The sequence below is a fragment of the Arthrobacter sp. B10-11 genome (assembly GCF_033142195.1).
GTDB lineage: Bacteria > Actinomycetota > Actinomycetes > Actinomycetales > Micrococcaceae > Arthrobacter > Arthrobacter oryzae_C.
Map to the genome: position 1 here is coordinate 771,350 of NZ_JAWMTH010000001.1, position 20,720 is coordinate 792,069.

Sequence of the window (20,720 nt, forward strand, 5' to 3'; positions counted from 1 at the left end):
AGGGTTCATAGCGAAGGATCCTGCCGCCCTTCCGGGGCCGGCTGCCGCTCCGGCAGCCGTGCTTCGCCAGGCCGCACCTCCGGCTTGGAGCGCGCCAGTTTCCAGAGGGCGAAAGCGATGAGACCCACGGCTATCAGCGCCAGCAGCGCGAACGTGTAGGACCGAAGCGCCCACATCAGGCACAGGGCCACGCCGCCCGCCCCCCACCAGACAAACATCCGTTCCGCAAGGAGCAGCCCGGACAGCAGCAGGGCGGCGTGCAGGGCCAGGACCCAGAGCTGCTGGCCGCCGGATCCGCCAAAGAGGATCCCCAAGCCGCTCAACCCAAGCAGAGCGGCGCCCGAACCCAAAAGCGCGCGGCCCGCCGTCGTGGATCCGGCAGCGTAGCGCAGGGCAGCCAGCCCGGACGCCAGGAGCACGTACCACTGAACCGCCCAGAACGGGTCCGGAAGGTTCCCGCCCGTGACCAGCACTGCGCGCTGCACGGCTACCGTCACCGCGAAGGCACCGGTTTCCGCAGCCACCCTCCGCATCCGGACAGGAACTTCCCGCACGACAATCGTCACAGTCGCTGCCACCAGCAGGGCACCTGTCAGGGAAGTCACGTCCCGCACCACGCCGGCCAGGGCAGCCGCCGCCACCCCAAGCGCACCGGCGCAGAGCAGGGTCTGCCGCCTCACCCTGTCCTGGGCATTCCGTGCGAACGAGGCCCCATAGAGAAGCAGCCCGGCCACGCCGCAGCCGGCCAGCCACGGCAGGTAGGCACCCCACGCGCCCGGGACGCCGCGGAACAGGGTGGCCGCAAGGAGCGTGCTTCCCCCCACGACGAGTGCTGCGGCCGGCGGATAGAGCAGCGGCAGGCGTTCCACGTGCGATGCTGCAAACCCGGTGACCGCCAGTACCAGGAGTGCGGCGCTCGTGATCCAGTCGGCGGCCTCGCCGGCGAAAAGCATGGCGGTGGCGGCCGGAACGGCGGCCCCGGACAGCCAGAACCACCGGTCAACGGTGACCACCGGCGGGCCGTGGTGGCGCCGTCGTCGGCCGATTCCGGCGGCATTGAAGGCGAGGGACGCAGCCAGGAGGGTCAGGGGAACGCCATCCCTGCTGAGAAGTGGCACTTCGAGGAAGGTGCCGCCGCCGAACTGCAGCGCCGGTCCGGCTGCGACGACTCCGAATACTCCCCCGTAGACGCAAAAATAGAGCGCGCCCCGTGCCGCGAACAGCCGGTGGGCAGCAATTGCACCAAGAAGCAGCAACAGCAATTCGACCAGGACAACGCCCCGGCCTCCCTCGGGAGCGCGGACAGCGGACACCCCGCCGCCCTGAATCACATAGAGCACCGGCAGTACCGCCTGCGCCGCAAGGGTCAGCCACACGGCAGCGTCCTGGAAGGGAATCTGCTCCAGCCGGTGGCGCATGAACCACCGGATGACGTGCTGGACGGCCAGCACGCCGGCGAAAGTCAGCGACACTGCCGTTGGGGAAGCAGTAGCGTCATAGCTGAAGACCAGCGCCAGCGCCGCCGTCAAAACGCGGGCAGAGGCGAAATACGCTCCCTTCGCGTGCCGCGGCTGCGCCGAAACAACCATGACAGCGCAGAAGACGGCGAAGATTGCGAGCAGGAGTTCGACGTCGGAGAGGCGCCCGCCGCTGAATACGAGCAGGACTGCCAGCATGGATGGCGCAAAATATGCAGCTGCGGCAAGGTCCCGAAAGACGTACCCGGATGCCGCGGCACTGAGCGCCATCACTGTGACGGCTACCGTTCGTTGCCAGTCCTCCTCCTCACCCGAACCTGCCGGCAGGATCACCGCCAGCGCCAGGATGGCGGTCTGCAGCGCTAAGACCAGGGCGACGTCGGCGACCACGGCGTCGGGGGCGCGGTGGCGCACCTCAGCGGCCAGCGGAAAGACGAGCTGCGCCCCCAGGACCACGATGAGCAGTGTTGCAAGCGAAACTTCTTCGCCGGCGACCACCCAAGGCCCGGACGCTTCCTGGAGCCGCGCATAGGACGACACCCCGAGCACGGTGGCCGCGCCGCGTGCCATCCACCAGTAGGTCCATCGCCGGCTGGCGGCCACGCACCGGAAACCCAGCGTTCCCAAATAAAGAACCACCAGCGTCAGCATGCCGTTGGCCAGATCCTCCGACACCCCGGCGTAGGCAATCAAGACGGCTGCCGCCGCGACTGACAGCGGCAGCACCTCAACCATCGTTGGTCGCCAGGACCCCTCAGCGGGTTTCGGAAACAGGAACACGCCCACGGCCAGTGCAGCCATGAGCTGGCCGGCCAGGGCTGTGGCCGCAAACAGGCTCCCTGCCGAGGAGTCCGTGACGGTCAGGGCGGGCAGGCACGCCGTACCCGCGGCGCTGAACCCGGCCAGGGTCAGGATGGGCATCAGCGTCACCGCACCGGACCGCTCCGCCACCGCCGACACCAGCTGCTGGACTACCAGGGCAAGCCACAGGGAGAAGATCACCGCCGTCAGCGCCTCCGGCCTGCCCTCCATCATCGCGGCAGTCAGGGCCGGGACGGCAAGGGTGCCGGAAACCCGCGACGCAAGGACATGGTAAGGGCGCACTTGGGGACCAGCTGTCACAGCCCTCACCACCCAGAAAACTGTTGCGCCTGCCAGCATGGTGACGACCGGCCAAGGACCCAGTTGCACCCCCGCGACGATGCCCGTTGCCAGCGCAGCCGGAGGTGCCCATTCAGCGGCACCGTGGACCTTCACGGCAATGAACATCCCCGACGCCAAGCCGGCACAGACAGCCCACAACAGCAGTTCATCGCCGGTGCCGGAAGCGGGCAGGAGCAAACAGAAAACCAGCATCAGCTGCGCGCCGAAGCAGAGAATGGAGTCCGTTATCCAGTGCTGTTTTCCGCTCCGCGCCGGAGACCACCGCCGCAGGATCGGCGCCGCAGCGGCAACGGCTGCAGACTGTACGGCCAGCAGCGACCCGGCAACAAGAAGCGCCCAGGTGGCTTGTCCGGTCAGTTGCCAGGCACAAGCGGATGCCGCGAGCGTTAGTGTGAGCCGCGCACCGTAGGTCTTCAGGAGGCGTGCGCCCGCGGCCGGCACCGCGGCCGACAACGCAAAGTATGTTCCGCAGAGGGCCATGATCAGGGCAAACTCACCTCGGCCCAGGCCCAACGGAACGGCCGCCGCCGCCAGGGCTATCGCCGGGACCACGAAAGGGTCCAGAAGCATGATGGGCCGCAAGAACAATGGGGGCATCCAACGCGGCTTCACCAGCCTGGCCGCTGTCGCCGCGGCCGCGAGCCCGATCATGGCCGCGAAGTACCAAACGAGTGGAGCCCCCAGCACCGACACCCCGGACCATGCCGTTGAGACTACGAAAGTCAGGGAAAGGTAGACCAGCACCCGGCTTTCGAGGCGAACGGCGGCCACCACATATGCCACCGTTCCAACGACGGATGTCAGGAGCCAGGCCAGGCCTGCATCCTGCACGGCAAAGCCGTACATGGCGAGCCCGGTGACTGGAACCAGTGCGAGGCCGGTCCCGGCGAACGCAGTGGCAGCGGGCCGAAGCCGCGGAGCTTTGACGTGAAGGACGAGCCCTGCGCCATAGAAGAGGACCGTGATGAGGCAAACGCCGGCGAATCGCTGCACGGCCGGCAGGCTGGTCCCCACGAAGAGGGCCCCTGCTGCCACCAGCAACAGGCTCGCCACGTAAAGGGTGACGTTGATGTTCTGCCGTTCACGCTTCTCTTTGCGCGCCTGCACTTCGGCGGGAGATTCGGCGGTTCGGTACGTCGGTGCTGCCGGTGCGGCCGGTGCGGTTGGAGCGCTGTCCGCCGGGTCCGCTCCCGCGGGGACGGGACCCGCCGTCCCTGCCGCAGCATGGTCGAACCTTTCGGACGCAGGGGCTCCCGCCGGCGGCGCGTGGAAACCAGTGTTGCGGAGCGGCGGAGCCGCTGCCGCAATTGCAGCATCGTTCCATCCCTGGACGTGTCCGGCCAAGAACCCGGTTCGGTAGGCCTCGCCATTGGCCGCCCGCAGCTGGCGGTTGGCACTCCGGGATGCGAACAGCATTACGACAGCAACAATGGCCAGGATCGTCATGAGGGCAGACCACATGGAGGTATTCCTTTCGGTGTGAACGCCGCCCATCAAGAACAATCAATTAATCCAGCGACTGGAATAACCGTAGCAAAAAACAGCCCCGCTGCGTAGACACGCAGCGGGGCTGTTGATAAGTCTCAGCAGGCCGTCAGACGGCGTACTGATCCCTGATCAAAAAGTAGGACTACTTGATGATCTTGGTAACGCGTCCCGAACCAACGGTGCGGCCGCCTTCGCGGATTGCGAAGCCGAGGCCCTCTTCCATAGCGATGGGCTGGATGAGCGCAACGGTCATCTCAGTGTTGTCGCCAGGCATAACCATTTCCGTGCCTTCCGGCAGGGTGATAACGCCGGTTACGTCCGTGGTACGGAAGTAGAACTGCGGGCGGTAGTTGGAGTAGAACGGGTTGTGACGTCCGCCTTCGTCCTTGGAGAGGATGTAGACGTTAGCCTCGAAGTCGGTGTGCGGGGTGATGGAACCCGGCTTGACGACAACCTGGCCACGCTCTACGTCATCACGCTTCAGACCGCGGAGCAGGAGGCCACAGTTCTCGCCGGCCCATGCTTCGTCGAGCTGCTTGTGGAACATCTCGATACCGGTAACCGTGGTCTTCTGGACCGGACGGATGCCGACGATCTCGACCTCAGAGTTGATCGCGAGGGTTCCACGCTCGGCGCGGCCCGTAACAACGGTGCCACGGCCGGTGATCGTGAAGACATCTTCGATCGGCATCAGGAACGGCTTGTCGCGGTCACGTACGGGGTCCGGAACAGAGTTGTCCACGGCCTCCATGAGTTCCTCAACGGACTTGACCCACTCGGGGTCGCCTTCCAGTGCCTTCAGGCCCGAAACGCGAACGACCGGTGCTTCGTCGCCGTCGAAGCCCTGCGAGCTCAGGAGCTCACGAACTTCCATTTCGACGAGGTCGAGGAGTTCTTCGTCGTCGACCATGTCAGCCTTGTTCAGGGCGACCAGCAGGTAGGGAACACCAACCTGGCGGGCGAGCAGGACGTGCTCGCGGGTCTGAGCCATCGGGCCGTCAGTGGCGGCAACCACGAGGATTGCACCGTCCATCTGAGCAGCGCCGGTGATCATGTTCTTGATGTAGTCAGCGTGACCCGGAGCGTCTACGTGTGCGTAGTGGCGCTTCTCGGTCTGGTACTCAACGTGGGAGATGTTGATGGTAATGCCGCGCTGACGCTCTTCGGGAGCAGAGTCAATCGACGCGAAGTCACGCTTCTCGTTGAGAGTCGGGTACTTGTCGTACAGCACCTTGGAAATGGCGGCCGTCAACGTCGTCTTACCGTGGTCAACGTGACCAATGGTACCGATGTTAACGTGCGGCTTAGTCCGCTCGAACTTTGCCTTTGCCACAGGTTCCTCCTAGAACGTTTTCAAATGACTTACCCTTCGGCTGCGCTTGTCGCGGCCGAAACTCCAGTAAGTCTACTTGGGGGGCTTTGGATTGGTGAAATTGCAGATTCAGGAACTAATACTAGTCCCTCGAGCCTGTTCGTGCAGATGGCCGGAATCCGGTTTGACCGGACTGTGTCCGGCCGGGAACCGGCCACCTGCACCGGGCTAGTTTCCGATAGTGGAAACGCACCCGAGTTTGTCGCTTTGAAAGTCCGGTGGACTACTCGCCGCGGGTCTTCTGGATGATCTCGTCGGCGACAGCCTTCGGGACCTCGGCGTAGCTGTTGAACGTCATGGAGTACACAGCGCGGCCCTGGGTCTTCGAACGCAGGTCGCCGATGTAGCCGAACATGCCGGACAGCGGAACGTGCGCGCGGATAACCTTGACGCCCTGGGCATCTTCCATGGACTGCATCTGGCCACGGCGGGAGTTGAGGTCACCGATAACTTCACCCATGTATTCCTCAGGGGTGCGGACCTCAACATCCATCAGCGGTTCAAGCAGAACAGGGTTCGCCTTGCGTGCAGCTTCCTTGAAAGCCATACGGCCGGCGATCTTGAACGCCATTTCCGAGGAGTCAACATCGTGGTACGCGCCGTCAATCAGCGTGGCCTTGATGCCGACAACCGGGTAGCCGGCCAGGACGCCGTCGTTCAGCGCATCCTGGATACCAGCGTCGACCGAGGGGATGTACTCGCGGGGAACGCGGCCACCAGTGACCTTGTTCTCGAACTCGTACATCTCGCCTTCGGACGTGTCCAGCGGCTCGATCGCGATCTGGATCTTTGCGAACTGGCCCGAACCACCGGTCTGCTTCTTGTGCGTGTAGTCGTGACGCTCTACAGCACGCTTGATGGTTTCGCGGTAAGCAACCTGCGGCTTGCCAACGTTTGCCTCGACCTTGAATTCGCGGCGCATGCGGTCCACCAGGATGTCCAGGTGAAGCTCGCCCATGCCGGCGATGATGGTCTGACCGGTGTCTTCGTTGAGGGAGACCTGGAAGGTCGGGTCCTCAGCGGAGAGCTTCTGGATGGCCGTGGAGAGCTTCTCCTGGTCACCCTTGGTGTTCGGTTCGATGGCAACCGAGATCACGGGCTCCGGGAAGCTCATGGACTCGAGGACGATCTGGTTGGCGGAGTCGCACAGGGTGTCACCCGTGGTGGTGTCCTTCAGACCGATGGCTGCGTAGATGTGGCCGGCGGTAGCGCCCTCAACGGGCATTTCCTTGTTGGCGTGCATCTGGAACAGCTTGCCGATGCGCTCCTTCTTGCCCTTGGTGGAGTTGACCACCTGTGCGCCTGCTTCCACGTGACCGGAGTACACGCGGATGAAGGTGAGCTGGCCGAAGAACGGGTGCGCAGCAATCTTGAACGCAAGCGCCGAAAACGGCTCTTCCGAGGAAGGCTTGCGTGTCAGTTCCTTCTCTTCGTCGCGAGGATCGTGACCGATCATCGGGGGGACGTCCAGCGGGTTCGGCAGGTAGTCGACAACAGCATCGAGCATCGGCTGAACGCCACGGTTCTTGAACGCGGAACCACAGAAGACCGGGTAGAGCTCGGAGTTGATCGTCATCTTGCGGATGCCGGCCTTGAGTTCATCGATGGTGATTTCTTCACCTTCGAGGTACTTCTCCATGAGTTCCTCGGAGGCCTCTGCAACAGTCTCAACGAGCGTTGCGCGGTACTCTTCGGCCTTTTCCTTGAGGTCTTCCGGGATCTCGCGGATCTCGTACTTGGCGCCCATGGTGACGTCACCCTTGGAGTCGCCGGGCCAGACCAGGGCACGCATGTAGAGCAGGTCGACGACGCCGATGAAGTCGTTCTCGGCACCGATCGGCAGCTGCATTACGAGCGGCTTGGCACCGAGGCGGCTGATGATGGTGTCTACGGTGAAGTAGAAGTCAGCGCCCAGCTTGTCCATCTTGTTGACGAAGCAGATACGCGGGACGTTGTACTTGTCAGCCTGGCGCCAAACAGTCTCGGACTGCGGCTCCACGCCTTCCTTGCCATCGAACACGGCAACGGCACCGTCGAGGACACGCAGGGAGCGCTCAACCTCAACCGTGAAGTCCACGTGGCCGGGGGTGTCGATGATGTTGATCTGGTTGTTTTCCCAGAAGCAGGTCACGGCGGCAGACGTGATGGTGATGCCGCGTTCCTTTTCCTGTTCCATCCAGTCGGTGGTCGAAGCGCCGTCGTGCGTTTCGCCGATCTTGTGGTTCACACCTGTGTAGAACAGAATGCGCTCGGTGGTGGTGGTCTTGCCGGCATCAATGTGGGCCATGATGCCGATATTGCGGACCTTACTAAGGTCGGTAAGCACGTCCTGTGCCACGGTGTCTCCCTTTCGGATGGACTACACGTTCGCCGCCGGCTCGTCTGAGCCGGCGGCGTCCGGGAAGTATTACCAGCGGTAGTGTGCGAAGGCCTTGTTGGACTCGGCCATCTTGTGGGTGTCTTCGCGACGCTTCACAGCGGCACCGAGACCGTTCGAGGCATCCAGGATTTCGTTCTGGAGGCGTTCGGTCATCGTCTTTTCGCGGCGGGCCTTGGAGTAGCCGACCAGCCAACGCAGCGCGAGGGCGGTGGACCGGCCCGGCTTGACCTCAACCGGAACCTGGTAGGTTGCGCCACCGACGCGGCGTGAGCGGACCTCGAGGGAAGGCTTGACGTTGTCCATGGCCTTCTTGAGAGCTGCTACGGGGTCGCCGCCGGACTTGGCGCGGGCGCCTTCGAGGGCACCATAAACGATGCGCTCAGCGGTGGACTTCTTGCCGTCTACCAGCACCTTGTTGATCAGCTGGGTGACCAGCGGGGAGCCGTAAACGGGATCTAGTACTAGCGGCCGCTTGGGGGCCGGACCCTTGCGAGGCATATTACTTCTTCTCCATCTTTGCGCCGTAGCGGCTGCGGGCCTGCTTACGGTTCTTCACACCCTGGGTATCGAGGGCGCCACGGACGATCTTGTAGCGGACACCCGGAAGGTCCTTCACACGACCACCACGGACGAGCACAATGGAGTGCTCCTGGAGGTTGTGGCCTACACCGGGGATGTAAGCAGTAACTTCAACGCCACCGTTAAGGCGCACACGTGCAACCTTACGCAGAGCCGAGTTCGGCTTCTTCGGGGTGGTGGTGTAGACGCGGGTGCAAACACCGCGGCGCATCGGGCTGCCCTTAAGCGCGGGAGCCTTGGTCTTTGAGACCTTAGGCGTGCGGCCCTTTCGGACCAACTGGTTAATCGTAGGCACTCTCGTGTTCTCCGTTTTATCCGGAGCGGCCGCTGACAGCCGCTCTCCTTTTGCTTTGCCCCGCCGCCCGAGCTTTGAAGAATCTCCAGAGCAGCTGAGGCGAAGCCTTAATAGTCGGATCGCACACCGGGACCTGGACTTGCGTCGCAATCAGTCCCTAGGCATGCAAAAATGTGGCATACGTTGCACAAGAACCCTGCAAACCGGAAACGTCGCTCTGGCTTAGCTTTTCAGCTGAGCCGGCGCACTCATCCACTGCCACAATAACAATTGGTACCCAGTCTAACATGGACGGGAACGAAGCCTTAATCGGCGCGGAATCCGACCCGCAGAGTGCCTCTCCGGCAACGGAAAGGCCCCGCCCCCGCTCCGCTGGTGACAGCAGAGTGGTGACGGGGCCCGACGCCGAACTAGCGGTTAGCGGAAGTCGCTGCCGAGGTCGTAGTCATCCAGCGGGATGGCGTGGAACTCAGGAGCTCCGTCGCCGCCCAGGGTGTCGTAGGAGAAATCGCTGAATGCGCTGGGACCTGTGAACAGGTTTGCCTTCGCTTCTTCAGTCGGCTCCACCGTGACCTCCGTGTAGCGCGGGAGACCCGTGCCGGCGGGGATGAGCTTACCGATGATGACGTTTTCCTTGAGGCCGAGCAGCGGATCGCTCTTGCCTTCCATGGCCGCCTGCGTCAGGACGCGGGTGGTCTCCTGGAAGGAAGCTGCGGACAGCCAGGACTCGGTGGCCAGGGACGCCTTGGTGATACCCATGAGCTCAGGACGTCCGGAAGCCGGAGTCTTGCCCTCGGACACAACGCGGCGGTTGGCGTCTTCGAAGCGGCTGCGTTCCGCCAGCTCACCGGGGAGCAGGTCGGACTCGCCGGACTCGATGACCGTGACACGGCGCAGCATCTGGCGAACGATAACCTCGACGTGCTTGTCGTGGATGCCGATGCCCTGGCTGCGGTACACGCCCTGGACTTCGTCCACCAGGAACTTCTGTGCAGCACGGGGACCCATGATGCGCAGAACCTGCTTGGGGTCAACCGGTCCGTTGATGAGCTTCTGGCCCACCGTGACGTGCTGGCCGTCTTCAATCAGGAGGCGTGAGCGGCGCAGGACCGGGTAGGCGATCTCTTCGCTGCCGTCATCCGGAGTGATGACCAGGCGCATCTGGCGCTCGGACTCTTCGATGGTGATGCGGCCGGCTGCTTCAGCAATCGGTGCGACACCCTTCGGAGTACGTGCTTCGAACAGTTCCTGGATACGGGGCAGACCCTGGGTGATGTCGTCGCCGCCGCTGGCGGAAACAGCACCACCGGTGTGGAACGTACGCATGGTCAGCTGGGTACCCGGCTCACCAATGGACTGCGCGGCGATGATGCCCACTGCCTCACCGATGTCCACGGTCTTGCCGGTGGCCAGCGAACGGCCGTAGCACAGGGCGCAGGTGCCGACGCTGGACTCACAGGTGAGTACGGAGCGGACCTTGACCTCGGTGATGCCGGCTGCGAACAGTTCAGCGATGACGACGTCGCCGCAGTCGGTGCCGCCGGCAGCCAGGACCTTGCCCTTGGAGTCAACGACATCCACGGCCAGGGTACGGGCGTACGCGCTGTTCTCGACGTTCTCGTCCAGGACCAGCTCGCCGTTGGCGTCAGCCACGGCAATCGGAGTGACGAGGCCGCGTTCGGTGCCGCAGTCCTCTTCACGGACGATGACGTCCTGCGAGACGTCCACCAGACGACGGGTCAGGTAACCCGAGTTGGCGGTACGCAGTGCGGTGTCAGCCAGACCCTTACGGGCACCGTGCGTGGCGATGAAGTATTCCAGCACCGACAGGCCCTCGCGGTAGGAGGACTTGATCGGACGCGGGATGATTTCACCCTTAGGGTTGGCCACCAGGCCACGGATACCCGCGATCTGGCGGACCTGCATCCAGTTACCACGTGCACCGGAGGACACCATGCGGTTGATGGTGTTCATCGGCGACAGGCTGTCGCGCATGACCTGTGCGATCTCGTTGGTTGCCTTGTTCCAGATCTCGATCAGTTCCTGGCGACGCTCGTCGTCGTCGATCAGGCCCTTGTCGTACTGGCCCTGGATCTTGGCAGCGCGCTCTTCGTAACCGGCAAGGATGACCGGCTTTTCAACCGGAACCTCGATGTCGGAGATGGCGACGGTGACGCCCGAGCGGGTGGCCCAGTAGAAACCGGCATCCTTCAGGTTGTCCAGCGTTGCCGCGGTGACGACCTTCGGGTAGCGCTCGGCGAGGTCGTTGACGATGCGGGACAGTTCGCCCTTGTCGGCAACAGCCTCAACCCAGGGGTAGTCCTCAGGCAGGGTCTGGTTGAAGATGACCTGACCCAGGGAGGTCTGGACGAGCGCGGGCTGACCCGGCTCCCAGCCTTCCGGAGCTTCCCAGCCGGCGTAAGGGACAAAGCCCTCGAGCCGGATCTTGACCTGGGAGTTCAGGTGCAGCTCGTGCAGGTCGAACGCCATGATGGCTTCCGAAACGGAGGAGAAGATGCGGCCTTCGCCAGCTGAACCGACACGCTTGGTGGTCAGGTGGTAGAGGCCGATGATCATATCCTGCGAAGGAAGGGTCACCGGGCGGCCGTCGGACGGCTTCAGGATGTTGTTCGAGGACAGCATCAGGATGCGTGCTTCAGCCTGGGCCTCGGGGCTCAGCGGCAGGTGGACTGCCATCTGGTCGCCGTCGAAGTCAGCGTTGAAGGCGCCACAAACCAGCGGGTGCAGCTGGATTGCCTTACCTTCAACAAGCTGCGGCTCGAAGGCCTGGATGCCGAGGCGGTGCAGGGTAGGTGCACGGTTCAGCAGCACAGGGTGCTCGGTGATGATCTCTTCGAGAACGTCCCAGACCTGCGGACGGTAGCGCTCGACCATGCGCTTTGCCGACTTGATGTTCTGGGCGTGGTTGAGGTCAACCAGGCGCTTCATCACGAACGGCTTGAAGAGCTCCAGCGCCATCTGCTTGGGCAGGCCGCACTGGTGCAGCTTCAGCTGCGGGCCGACAACGATGACCGAACGGCCGGAGTAGTCAACGCGCTTGCCGAGGAGGTTCTGGCGGAAGCGGCCCTGCTTGCCCTTTAGCATGTCGCTCAGGGACTTCAGCGGACGGTTGCCCGGTCCGGTGACCGGACGGCCACGGCGGCCGTTGTCGAAGAGGCTGTCAACAGCTTCCTGAAGCATGCGCTTCTCGTTGTTGACGATGATCTCCGGAGCACCGAGGTCAAGCAGGCGCTTGAGGCGGTTGTTGCGGTTGATCACACGGCGGTAGAGGTCGTTGAGGTCGGAGGTCGCGAAGCGGCCACCGTCCAGCTGGACCATCGGGCGCAGTTCCGGCGGGATCACCGGGACGGCGTCCAGCACCATGCCGAGCGGGCTGTTGTTGGTGGTCAGGAACGCGTTGACCACCTTCAGGCGCTTCAGGGCGCGGGTCTTGCGCTGGCCCTTGCCGTTGGCAATTATGTCGCGCAGGAGGTCCGATTCGGCCTGCATGTCGAAGTTCTCAAGACGCTTCTTGATGGCTTCGGCACCCATGGAGCCTTCGAAGTACATGCCGTAACGGTCACGCAGTTCGCGGTAGAGGCCTTCGTCGCCTTCGAGGTCTGCGACCTTCAGGTTCTTGAAGCGGTCCCAGACCTGCTCGAGGCGCTCGATGTCGGCGTCGGCACGCTTGCGCACGTTGGCCATCTGACGGTCAGCGGAGTCGCGGGCCTTCTTCTTGTCGGCAGCCTTGGCGCCTTCGCCTTCGAGACGGGCAAGCTCGTTCTCGAGGTCGCGGGCGATCGTGGCGATGTCCGAGTCGCGGTTGTCGACGAGCTGCTTCTTCTCGATGTCGTGCTCAACCTGCAGGTTGGGCAGTTCGTCGTGGCGGCTTTCGGTGTCGACGCTCGTGATCATGTAGGCAGCGAAGTAGATGACCTTTTCGAGGTCCTTCGGTGCCAGGTCAAGGAGGTAGCCCAGGCGGGACGGAACACCCTTGAAGTACCAGATGTGCGTTACGGGCGCGGCCAGTTCGATGTGGCCCATGCGCTCACGGCGGACCTTGGCGCGAGTGACTTCAACGCCACACCGCTCACAGATGATGCCCTTGAAGCGCACGCGCTTGTACTTGCCGCAGTAGCATTCCCAGTCGCGGGAAGGGCCGAAGATCTTCTCGCAGAAGAGGCCGTCCTTCTCGGGCTTGAGCGTGCGGTAGTTGATGGTTTCCGGCTTCTTAACCTCGCCGTAAGACCAGCCACGGATGTCTTCCGCGGTGGCGAGGCCGATCTGCATGAGGCCGAAGGAGGATTCGCTGGACATATGGTCCCTGTTCTCTCTTGTTCTCTAAATTCTGAAGTCTTGGTTACGGGAAGAGGGAGGTGGTTCACCGGGAAAAGTCAGCGCGGCGGGGCCGCCTGCTTTTCCCGGTAAACCCCCTCTTAGACCTCTTCTACGGAACTGGGCTCTGCACGAGACAGATCGATGCCCAGTTCTTCCGCAGCCGTGAAGACTGCGTCATCAGAGTCACGCATTTCAATTGTGGTTCCGTCCGTGGAAAGCACTTCCACGTTCAGGCACAGCGACTGCATTTCCTTGATCAAGACCTTGAAGGACTCAGGAACGCCCGGCTCCGGGATGTTCTCGCCCTTGACGATTGCTTCGTAGACCTTCACGCGACCGTGGATATCATCCGACTTGATCGTGAGGAGCTCCTGGAGCGTGTAGGCGGCGCCGTAAGCTTCGAGCGCCCACACTTCCATTTCACCGAAGCGCTGGCCACCGAACTGTGCCTTACCACCCAGCGGCTGCTGCGTGATCATGGAGTACGGGCCGGTGGAGCGTGCGTGGATCTTGTCGTCCACCAGGTGGTGGAGCTTCAGGATGTACATGTAGCCGACCGAGATCGGATCCGGGAACGGCTCGCCGGAGCGGCCGTCAAACAGGCGGGTCTTGCCCGAGGAGTTGATCAGGCGGTCACCGTCGCGGGTCACGTTGGTGGAGTCGAGCAGGCCCGTGATTTCCTCTTCACGCGCACCGTCGAAGACCGGCGTTGCAACAGTGGTCTGGCCACTCTCGCGCGGCAGGTTCGGCAGCTGCTTGACCCACTCGGGCTCGCCTTCGATCTTCCAACCGGTCTTGGCAACCCAGCCAAGGTGCGTTTCCAGCACCTGGCCGACGTTCATACGGCCCGGGACACCCAGCGGGTTCAGGACGATATCAACGGGGGTGCCGTCGGCAAGGAAGGGCATGTCCTCGATCGGGAGGATCTTGGAGATAACACCCTTGTTGCCGTGACGGCCGGCGAGCTTGTCGCCGTCGGTGATCTTGCGCTTGGCGGCCACGTAAACGCGGACCAGCTGGTTGACGCCCGGGGGCAGCTCGTCGTCGTTGTCGCGGTCGAAGACGCGGACGCCGATGACGGTGCCGGACTCGCCGTGCGGAACCTTCAGGGACGTGTCGCGCACTTCGCGGGACTTCTCACCGAAGATGGCACGCAGGAGGCGCTCTTCCGGGGTCAGTTCGGTTTCACCCTTCGGGGTGACCTTTCCGACCAGGATGTCGCCGGCTTCAACCTCGGCACCGATGTGGATGATGCCGCGCTCGTCCAGGCCTGCCAGCACTTCCTCGGACACATTGGGGATGTCACGGGTGATTTCCTCGGCACCAAGCTTGGTGTCGCGGGCATCGATCTCGTGCTCCTCGATGTGGATGGAGGAAAGAACGTCCTCGGCAACAATGCGCTGCGAGAGGATGATGGCGTCCTCGAAGTTGTGGCCTTCCCAGGACATGAATGCCACGAGCAGGTTCTTACCGAGGGCGAGTTCACCCTGGTCCGTTGCCGGGCCGTCAGCGATGATGCCGCCGACCTCCAGGCGCTGGCCTTCGCTGACCAGGACACGGTGGTTGTAGCAGTTGCCCTGGTTGGAGCGTGCGAACTTGTTGATGCGGTAGTTGGTTTCCGTGCCGTCGTCGTTGAGCATGATGACGAGTTCAGCGGACACCTCGGTGACCACACCGGCCTTCTTCGCGATGACAACGTCACCGGCGTCGACTGCTGCGGCGCGCTCCATGCCGGTACCGACGAACGGCGCCTCGGAACGGACCAGCGGCACGGCCTGGCGCTGCATGTTGGCACCCATGAGTGCGCGGTTAGCATCGTCGTGCTCGAGGAACGGGATCAGGGCCGTAGCCACGGACACCATCTGGCGCGGGGAAACGTCCATGAACTCGACGTCGGCGGCGGGAACCAGCACGGGCTCGCCTCCACCACCACGGGCGCGGACCAGGACGGTCTCTTCGGCGAACTTCTTGTTCTCGTCCAGCGGAGCGTTGGCCTGTGCAATCAGGACCTCTGCTTCGTCGTCGGCCGTCAGGTACTGGACCTCGTCGGAAACGACGCCTTCTGACACGAGGCGGTAAGGCGTCTCGATGAAACCGAACGGGTTGATGCGGCCGTAGGAAGCCAGCGAACCGATCAGGCCAATGTTCGGGCCTTCAGGAGTTTCGATGGGGCACATACGTCCGTAGTGGGACGGGTGGACGTCTCGGACTTCCATGCCTGCACGGTCACGGGACAGACCACCCGGGCCAAGCGCGGACAGACGGCGCTTGTGGGTCAGACCCGACAGCGGGTTGTTCTGGTCCATGAACTGGGACAGCTGGGAGGTTCCGAAGAACTCCTTGATGGCTGCCACCACCGGGCGGATGTTGATCAGCGTCTGCGGCGTGATGGCCTCGACGTCCTGCGTGGTCATACGCTCGCGGACGACGCGCTCCATGCGGGACAGGCCGGTGCGGACCTGGTTCTCGATGAGCTCGCCGACGGCGCGGATGCGGCGGTTGCCGAAGTGGTCGATGTCATCGATCTCGACGCGCAGCTCGTGGTCCTGGCCGTCGCGCTTGCCCGTGAGGGTCTTCTCGCCGGCGTGCAGTGCAACCAGGAACTTGATCATCGCAACGATGTCTTCAACGTGCAGGACCGAAGCTTCCTTGTCACCAAGGGAGCGGTCGATGCCAAGCTTGCGGTTGATCTTGTAACGGCCGACCTTGGCCAGATCGTAGCGCTTGGAGTTGAAGTACAGGTTGTCCAGCAGGGACTGGGCAGCCTCGACGGTGGGCGGCTCGCCCGGTCGCAGCTTCCGGTAGATGTCCAGCAACGCGTCTTCGCGGGTTTCGGTGGCGTCCTTCTCCAGCGTTGCGCGCATGGAGTCGTACTGGCCGAACTCTTCGAGGATCTGGCCTTCGGTCCAGCCGAGGGCCTTCAGCAGCACCGTAACGGACTGCTTGCGCTTGCGGTCAAGGCGGACGCCGACCTGGTCGCGCTTGTCGATCTCGAGCTCGAACCAGGCACCGCGGGAGGGGATGATCTTCGCAGTGAAGATGTCCTTGTCGCTGGTCTTGTCAGCGGTGCGCTCGAAGTAGGCGCCCGGGGAACGGACAAGCTGCGAAACAACGACACGCTCGGTGCCGTTGACGACGAAGGTGCCCTTCTCGGTCATCAGCGGGAAGTCACCCATGAACACGGTCTGCTGCTTGATTTCGCCCGTGTTGTTGTTCATGAATTCGGCTTTAACGTACAGCGGAGCCGAGTACGTGGCGTCCCGGTCCTTGCACTCGGCCATGGTGTATTTGGGGTCAGCGAACTCCGGATCGGAGAAGCTCAGGGACATGGTGCCCTGGAAATCCTCGATCGGGGAGATCTCTTCGAAGATGTCGGACAGACCGGAGCTAGTGGCGACACTGAGGTCGCCTTCTTCGACGGCCTTCGCAACGCGTGCCTGCCAGCGTTCGTTTCCGACCAGCCAGTCGAAGCTGTCCGTTTGCAGGGCAAGCAGATTCGGAACGTCAAGGGGTTCGTGAATCTTTGCGAATGAGAGCCGGCGAGTGGCACCATCGGTGCTGTCGGCATTGATAGCGGTAGCGTTGTTTACATTAGAGGTGCTCGAGGCGACCAAGAGGGATCCTTCCACAGACCTTCAGGCGTTTTCAGATCTCCCCCGTTGAAAGCCCTGCAGAATGACTCCGCAGCGCTACCAGTCCGGTTCCGCTATATGACCCGGGGCCCAGGCTGATCTATGATGTTGCACGTCTCGGACGGCACGTCGATAGATCAGCTGCTAGGCAAAGCCCACCGCTATATGAAGGCTGAAGGTAAACAGGGAAGACGCAAATATCTACGATACGGCAAAACGGCGTACGTGTCTACCCCACTTCACCGGTTATTGCAAGCACTGTTGCCGGGGGCACCTAATTGGCCCGCGCCACGCCGGCCGGGGGCCCTTACAGCGTGAGCGTAACGCCCGCTGCCGTGCAGGCACCCGCGTTCGCGAAGACTGCGTCACGGACGGCATCCTTGGATGCCTGGGCCGGCTGGCCACCGGTATCGGCAACGGATGAATGATCGATGGCGAGTGCGCCCAGGCTGGTAAACAGCCCCTTGAGGTTCCCGGAGTAGTTGTCTTTGGCATCGCGCGCCGCCCGGTAAACGTCCTCATGGGCTTCGGGATCGTTCGCGGCAGCCCGGTACTGAACGTACAGCGAATTGAACAGCTCGCAGGCCGCCTTGGCACCGCCGGACTGGGGCGCAGCCGTGGCTACGGAAGACCGCGACGGCGTTGCCTGGGACGACGCGGGCGACGACGATGCAGGAGCCGCTGGTGACGTGGTGCCGTCCGGCGCCGGAGTGGAAACGCTGCAGGCGGTGAGCCCGGCCAAACTTGCCACAGCCGCCATCGCGAGGATTTTCTTCAAAGTGCTGCTCCCTGTTTCTTGCTGCCGTTGTGCGTTGTCGCCGCCGTCCACCCTACGCAGACGTTTCGCGTCCCGCACGTCGGCCGGATGGGCAGCAGTCCCCATGTACCGGCGGAATGGACCCTGCCCCAGGTGCGTTTGCATGGATAGGTGATTCGGCTCACGATAGCCTTGGCCTACATCGTCACAGATCGGAAGAGATAACCATGAGCAACTCCCCAGACAACAACGATGTTGTCATCCTTGCTGCGGCGCGCACGCCGCAGGGCCGCCTCAACGGCCAGTTGGCCGGCTTCACGGCAGTGGAACTCGGGGCGCATGCCATCAAGGCGGCCCTCGCTGCCAGCGGCGTTGCCGCGGACAAGGTGGATGCGGTCATCATGGGCCAAGTGCTGCAGGCAGGTGCCGGCCAGAACCCGGCGCGGCAAAGCGCCATCGGCGCCGGCATCGGCTGGAACGTCCCCACTGTCACTATCAACAAAGTGTGCCTTTCCGGCCTCACAGCCGTGATCGACGCCGCCCGCATGATCCGCAGCGGTGATGCCGCCGTCGTCGTCGCCGGTGGTCAGGAATCCATGTCCCGGGCGCCGCACATCCTGCCGGGTTCCCGTCAGGGCTGGACGTACGGGACTGTCCAGGCGCTGGACGTGGCCGCCCATGACGGACTCACCGATGCCTTCGACGGGCAGTCCATGGGCCTTTCCACGGAAAGCAAGAACCTGGTCCTGGGCATCGACCGGACCTCGCAGGACAACGTGGCAGCCCAGTCGCACCAGCGTGCCGCCCTTGCCGCAAAAAACGGAGTTTTCGACGACGAGATCGCCCCGATTAGCATCAAGCAGCGGAAGGGCGATCCGGTGGTGGTCTCCACCGACGAAGGGGTGCGGCCGAACACGTCAGTCGAATCGCTGGCCGGCCTGCGGGCCGCCTTCGTCAGCGACGGCACCATCACAGCGGGCAACTCCTCTCCCCTGTCCGACGGCGCCTCCGCCCTGGTACTGACAACCCGGAAGTTCGCTGAGGACAACGGCCTGGACTACCTCGCAGTGGTGGGCAAGCCGGGGCAGGTTGCCGGCCCGGACAATTCGCTGCACTCCCAGCCGTCCAACGCCATCAAGAACGCACTGGACCGTGCGGGCTGGACCACCGGGGACCTGGACTTCATTGAAATCAACGAGGCCTTCGGTTCGGTTGCGGTCCAATCGCTCAAGGACCTCAAGTACCCGCTGGAGAAGTGCAACATCCACGGCGGCGCCATCGCCCTGGGACATCCGATCGGAGCATCCGGTGCGCGGCTGGCCGGGCATGCCGCCCACGAGCTCAAGCGCCGGGGCTCCGGAAAGGCTGCGGTTTCCCTGTGCGGCGGCGGCGGGCAGGGCGAAGCCCTCCTCCTGTACCGGGACTGACGGCTGTGGCCGGCAACGCAGACCCGGCGGGCGACGTCGGCAGGGAGCGCTTCCTTGCCGACGCCGCCGCGCGCGGGCTCGACGTCGAAATAGTGGAGCGCCTCGCTGCGAAAAGCCTCGAGGAGGCTGCGCGGATCCTGAGCATCAAGCCGTCGGACATTGTGAAGTCCCTGGTGGTCAAGCACAAGGACGGCAGTTTCCTGTTCGCCCTGGTGCCCGGCGACCGGCAGATATCCTGGCCGAAGCTCCGCAGCCTGCTGGGGGTCAACAAGCTCTCGTTGCCGCCGGCGGACGTCGCACTGGAGGCCACCGGCTACGAGCGCGGCACCATCACCCCGCTGGGTAGCACCACGCCGTGGCCGGTCTATGCGGACGTGGCTATCACCGGGCGACGGATCTCCATGGGGGCCGGGCAGCACGGTTACAGCGCCTTTGTGGACGCCGATGCCCTGACCACGGCGTTGGACGCCGTCGTCGCCGACATCTCGGATCCCAACTAGGTGGCCGCGAGACCCAACTGACTGGCAGTTAACGTCGCGAAACACGCTTTTCACGACGTTAACTGCCAGTCAGTTGGGTTTGAATGCAGGAAACCCCGCCCACCGGAGTGGACGGGGTTTCCCGGAGCAGGATGGAAAGCTGGAAGCTTTCCGGAGCTCGAAAGTGTTACTTGAGGGTAACGGTGGCGCCGGCAGCCTCGAGCTGCTCCTTTGCCTTTTCGGCAGCTTCCTTGGTTGCACCTTCGAGGACAGCCTTGGGAGCGCTGTCAACCAGGTCCTTGGCTTCCTTGAGGCCCAGGGAAGTGATGGCGCGAACTTCCTTGATCACTGCGATCTTCTTGTCGCCAGCAGCTTCGAGGACGACGTCGAAGTCGGTCTTCTCTTCAGCTTCTTCAGCAGCACCGGCAGCGGGGCCAGCAACAGCAACAGCAGCTGCGGTAACTTCGAAGGTCTCTTCGAAGAGCTTGACGAACTCGGAGAGCTCGATGATGGTCAGTTCCTTGAAAGCTTCAATGAGCTCTTCGTTGGTGAGCTTCGCCATGGTGTGGCGTCCTTCCTATAGGTGGTGCTTGGCGGCCTGGGCCGTTGCCTTCACACCGAGTCTGGTTTGAAAGAGAGTTAGTTCTCTTCGGTGGCTGCGGCTTCGGCCGGAGCTTCGGTCTCTGCTGCTTCTGCGGCCGGGGCTTCTTCAGCGGCGGGCGCTTCGGCAGCTGCCGGTGCACCGTTCTCTTCTTCAAGCTTGAGGCGCAGGGCGTCGATGATGCGTGCAGCAGCGGCAGCAGGAGCCTTGAGGACACCTGCAACCTTGGCGAGCTGCAGCTCGCGGGACTCGAGTGCTGCCAGGGCAGCAACTTCGCTGGCGTTCAGTGCCTTGCCCTCGAAGTAACCGGTCTTGATAACCAGCTGCTTGTTGGTCTTGGCAAAATCCGTCAGGCTCTTGGCAGCTGCAACTGCGTCACCCTTGATGAACGCGATTGCAGTGGGGCCGGCGAGCTGACCGTCGAATGCTTCGACACCAGCTTCCTTGGCTGCAATGGCGGTCAGGGTGTTCTTGACGACCGCGAACTTGGTGTCCTGGCCGAGAGAAACACGCAGCTGCTTGAGCTGTGCAACGGTGAGCCCACGGTATTCGGTCAGGACAGCGGCGTTCGATTCCTTGAAATCGGTAGTGATCTCAGCTACTGCTGAAACCTTGTTTGGCGTTGCCATAACCCTCCTTCCGGGGATAGTGCCGGTGTTCCGGGTCCCCGCTCAGGTGAGCTAAAACTAAAAACGCCCCGGGCAGATGCACGGGGCTTGGCTCGACACGG

Annotated in this window: 12 protein-coding genes; 2 read left to right on the forward strand and 10 right to left on the reverse strand. The window is 63.2% G+C overall.

Features of this window, described 5'->3' with window-relative positions:
* Positions 1–5 precede the first annotated feature (5 nt).
* The 8 genes from RW112_RS03655 to RW112_RS03690 all read right to left on the reverse strand — a co-directional run bounded on the left by RW112_RS03655 (position 6) and on the right by RW112_RS03690 (position 17,504).
* Complete coding sequence (locus tag RW112_RS03655) at positions 6–4,103, reverse strand: hypothetical protein (protein WP_317780450.1); 4,098 nt, start codon at positions 4,101–4,103, stop codon at positions 6–8.
* Between the two features lie 169 nt (positions 4,104–4,272).
* The gene (gene tuf / locus RW112_RS03660; protein ID WP_305941806.1) at positions 4,273–5,463 is read right to left on the reverse strand and encodes an elongation factor Tu; all 1,191 of its coding nucleotides are present in this window, start codon (positions 5,461–5,463) and stop codon (positions 4,273–4,275) included.
* Between the two features lie 262 nt (positions 5,464–5,725).
* On the reverse strand, positions 5,726–7,840 hold the full coding sequence (fusA, locus tag RW112_RS03665; protein WP_305941807.1) for an elongation factor G: 2,115 nt from the start codon (positions 7,838–7,840) through the stop codon (positions 5,726–5,728).
* Between the two features lie 69 nt (positions 7,841–7,909).
* Positions 7,910–8,380 carry a 30S ribosomal protein S7 gene (gene rpsG / locus RW112_RS03670; protein WP_026531948.1) on the reverse strand — a complete coding sequence of 157 codons (471 nt, stop codon included), beginning with the start codon at positions 8,378–8,380 and terminating at the stop codon, positions 7,910–7,912.
* 1 nt (position 8,381) lies between these two features.
* The gene (rpsL, locus tag RW112_RS03675) at positions 8,382–8,756 is read right to left on the reverse strand and encodes a 30S ribosomal protein S12 (RefSeq protein WP_009358312.1); all 375 of its coding nucleotides are present in this window, start codon (positions 8,754–8,756) and stop codon (positions 8,382–8,384) included.
* Between the two features lie 417 nt (positions 8,757–9,173).
* Positions 9,174–13,073, reverse strand: coding sequence for a DNA-directed RNA polymerase subunit beta' (locus tag RW112_RS03680; protein ID WP_305941808.1), 3,900 nt, complete (start codon positions 13,071–13,073; stop codon positions 9,174–9,176).
* 119 nt (positions 13,074–13,192) lie between these two features.
* Positions 13,193–16,708, reverse strand: a complete 3,516-nt coding sequence (gene rpoB, locus RW112_RS03685) for a DNA-directed RNA polymerase subunit beta (protein WP_209743095.1) — start codon at positions 16,706–16,708, stop codon at positions 13,193–13,195.
* A gap of 325 nt (positions 16,709–17,033) precedes the next feature.
* Positions 17,034–17,504: a hypothetical protein gene (locus RW112_RS03690; protein ID WP_317780451.1), complete on the reverse strand. Its 471-nt coding sequence runs from the start codon at positions 17,502–17,504 to the stop codon at positions 17,034–17,036.
* Positions 17,505–17,710: 206 nt separating this feature from the next.
* Between RW112_RS03690 and RW112_RS03695 the strand changes: the two genes are divergently transcribed.
* A complete protein-coding gene (locus RW112_RS03695) occupies positions 17,711–18,910 on the forward strand; it encodes an acetyl-CoA C-acetyltransferase (RefSeq protein ID WP_317780452.1) in 1,200 nt (399 codons plus the stop codon).
* A 5-nt stretch (positions 18,911–18,915) separates the two neighbouring features.
* On the forward strand, positions 18,916–19,410 hold the full coding sequence (locus tag RW112_RS03700) for a YbaK/EbsC family protein (RefSeq protein WP_317780453.1): 495 nt from the start codon (positions 18,916–18,918) through the stop codon (positions 19,408–19,410).
* A gap of 166 nt (positions 19,411–19,576) precedes the next feature.
* On the opposite strand, the gene rplL is transcribed toward RW112_RS03700, so the two are convergent.
* Together rplL and rplJ are read right to left on the reverse strand one after the other, a co-directional pair.
* Positions 19,577–19,951 carry a 50S ribosomal protein L7/L12 gene (gene rplL / locus RW112_RS03705; protein WP_043483052.1) on the reverse strand — a complete coding sequence of 125 codons (375 nt, stop codon included), beginning with the start codon at positions 19,949–19,951 and terminating at the stop codon, positions 19,577–19,579.
* 77 nt (positions 19,952–20,028) lie between these two features.
* The gene (rplJ, locus tag RW112_RS03710; protein WP_305941812.1) at positions 20,029–20,619 is read right to left on the reverse strand and encodes a 50S ribosomal protein L10; all 591 of its coding nucleotides are present in this window, start codon (positions 20,617–20,619) and stop codon (positions 20,029–20,031) included.
* Positions 20,620–20,720 lie beyond the last annotated feature (101 nt).